The organism is Microvirga sp. KLBC 81 (assembly GCF_003075415.1).
GTDB lineage: Bacteria > Pseudomonadota > Alphaproteobacteria > Rhizobiales > Beijerinckiaceae > Microvirga.
This window is the reverse complement of sequence record NZ_QDAH01000205.1, coordinates 1-2,463: the sequence shown is the minus strand read 5'-3', so window position 1 is coordinate 2,463 and position 2,463 is coordinate 1. Positions and strand designations below refer to the sequence as shown.

The 2,463-nt window shown below is 59.1% G+C and carries 2 protein-coding genes; both read right to left on the bottom strand.

Annotated elements, in window-relative coordinates; all coding sequences use genetic code 11:
• Positions 1–233: 233 nt before the first annotated feature.
• The gene (locus DC522_RS33145) at positions 234–1,382 is read right to left on the bottom strand and encodes an iron-containing alcohol dehydrogenase (RefSeq protein WP_116532648.1); all 1,149 of its coding nucleotides are present in this window, start codon (positions 1,380–1,382) and stop codon (positions 234–236) included.
• Between the two features lie 139 nt (positions 1,383–1,521).
• Complete coding sequence (locus DC522_RS33140; RefSeq protein WP_116532647.1) at positions 1,522–2,301, bottom strand: SDR family NAD(P)-dependent oxidoreductase; 780 nt, start codon at positions 2,299–2,301, stop codon at positions 1,522–1,524.
• Positions 2,302–2,463 lie beyond the last annotated feature (162 nt).

Here is a 2,463-nt window from a genome sequence, read left to right as displayed (position 1 = left end):
AATACTCCCTCCTCCCGAACAGCCACGACACACGGACCCAGGCCGGGGCGCCAAACACGACCCGCCAAGGCTCCCCGGCAACCATCAACCGGAAGAAGATCAGCAGCGGATATTGTAAGAGATGGCATTCTCGGAGAACCTTGTGAAAGGAAAGGCGAATGTATCTGCGAGCATGATATGTTTCGAAACGGAGAGAATTGGCGACCAGAGCAGACTTGCCTGCCTTCAACCATTCACCGCAGCGGCCCGCCCGAATAGGCAGCTTCCAAGATGGCCAAGTAATCGCCGGCGCTCGCAGGGCGTGGGTTGGTCGCCGAGGAATGATCCTTCGTCGCGCTCTCCGCGATCTCCGCAAGGCTCTCGTGCGGCACACCCATCTCGACCAGCGTGGAAGGCATCCCGAGGCGCTTGTTCAAGTTGCGGATGTAGTCGGCCAGATCGGCGTCGGCGTCCAAGCCGAGCCTCTGACGAAGAGTTGCATATTTTGTCCTGGAATGGTCCTCGTTGAATACGAGCACATAAGGGAGCAGCACGGCATTCAGAGTGCCGTGGTGCAGCGACACCTGCTTCAGTCCCCCGAGAGGGTGAGAGAGTGCGTGAACAGCACCGAGACCCTTCTGGAAGGTCAGGCCGCCTTCCAGCGCCGCCATCATCATCTCGTAGCGCGCTTCGCGGTTTGAGCCCTGAACTACCGCCTGCTCGATGTTGCTCAGGGCGCGGACCAAGCCATCGAGAGCAATCGCCTCCGCAGGTGGGTTGATCCGGGGGCTCAGGAAAGTCTCGATGCAATGCGTAATGGCGTCCATTCCCGTTGCGGCTGTCAGGCCAGGCGGAAGGCCCAGCGTGAGTTCGGGATCGCAGACCGCCCGCTTCGGGATCAGGTGTGGCGAGATGAACCCGAGTTTACGGCCATCGTCCAAGGTGATCAGAGCTGCCCGGCCGACCTCGCTGCCCGTGCCGGCCGTGGTTGGAATTGCAATCAGCGGGGCAACCGCAGAAGTGATCTTCGGAATACCGCCCAGGATCGCAGCGTATTGCTCCAGTGGCCCACCATGCGTCGACAAAAGAGCGACGCCCTTCGCCAGATCAATCGGCGAGCCCCCTCCAATGGCAATCAGCCCGTCGCAGCCCTCCGACCGGTAGAGGTCCAACGCCGCAAGTACCGCGCGCTCCGTCGGGTTCGTGGGCGTTTCGGTAAACACCGGCACGTCCTGTCCCCTGGGCAGGACGGCTTTGAGACGATCGACCAGCCCAGCGCCCTCAATGCCCTTATCGGCGATGACCAGAGGCGCCTTGATGCCTAACTCTGCAACGTCATCAGCGAGGCCCTGCGAGGCTCCAAACTCGAACCGGATTGTCGTCAGATACGTAATCAAAGACATTTGTTTCCTCTATGCGCCTTTCCGTTTTCAGCACCGGGTGACACGCTCGATCGTTCGGAACCGTCCGGTGAGATCCGTTTGCTCGGCCTGCGAGGTCTCCGAGCAATGGTCGGGAGAACTTCGCCAATCCTGGCCTAGCCTAAATCCAGCCGCCATCGACCACGAAAGTTTGATTGGTACACATCCGGCTGTCGTCAGCCGCGAGCCAGAGCGCCATGCGGGCAACGTCATCTGGATATACTTTCGACTTCAGGCATTGATTCTGCTCGATTTCCTTTTCGGATTCGGGAGTGACCCAAAGGTCCAGCTGTCTCTGGGTCATGATCCACCCAGGAATGAGGCAGTTGACGCGAATGTCATGCGGCCCGAGATCTCGGGCCAGCCCTCTTGTCAGCCCCTCAATTCCGGCCTTCGCTGTCACATAGACCGGCATGCCTCCCATGGCGATATGCCAGCTGAGGGATCCAAAGTTGATGATCACGCCCTTCTTCTTGCGGATCATGCCGGGAATGACAGCCTGCGCGGCGAAGAACAGATGACGCAGGTTCACGGCGATCCGATCGTCCCAGTACTCGACTGTTACGTCCTCAATCCGATGCCGCTCGTCATGGGCTGCATTGTTGAGGAGGACATCCACATCCCCGACGGCAGCCGCAAACCGGCTGATGCATTCCTTGACGGCCGCAATATCGCGCAGATCCGCTTCGAAGAACATCGGTTTGGGATGCCCTGCTTCGGCGATCCTCGCGACCAGTTCTTCCGAAGCGGAGCGGTTGATATCGATAAAGCCGACCTTCGCTCCCTGGGCGCAGAACTGCTCCACATGCGATGCCCCGATGCCCGATCCTCCACCGGTAATCAGGACGACCTTGTCACGCAAGCTGGGATAAATTGCGAATTCAAAAGGACGCTTGTTCATTGTGAGGTTCCCCCATTCCAATGCACACGCCGCAACAGACGCTCCATCTTAACCAGCGGACCTTGGACGTCATTGCGGTATCTAAAACGTCTTCGCCCCATTCACGGGAAGCATGATGGCATAGAGTGACGTAGTGGCGCAGATATACAGGCGATTGCGCTT

Excerpts from the sequence above, each read along its gene's own strand:
- DC522_RS33140 (WP_116532647.1), bottom strand. The coding sequence starts at position 2,301 with ATGAACAAGCGTCCTTTTGAATTCGCAATTTATCCCAGCTTGCGTGAC.
- DC522_RS33145 (WP_116532648.1), bottom strand. The coding sequence starts at position 1,382 with ATGTCTTTGATTACGTATCTGACGACAATCCGGTTCGAGTTTGGAGCC.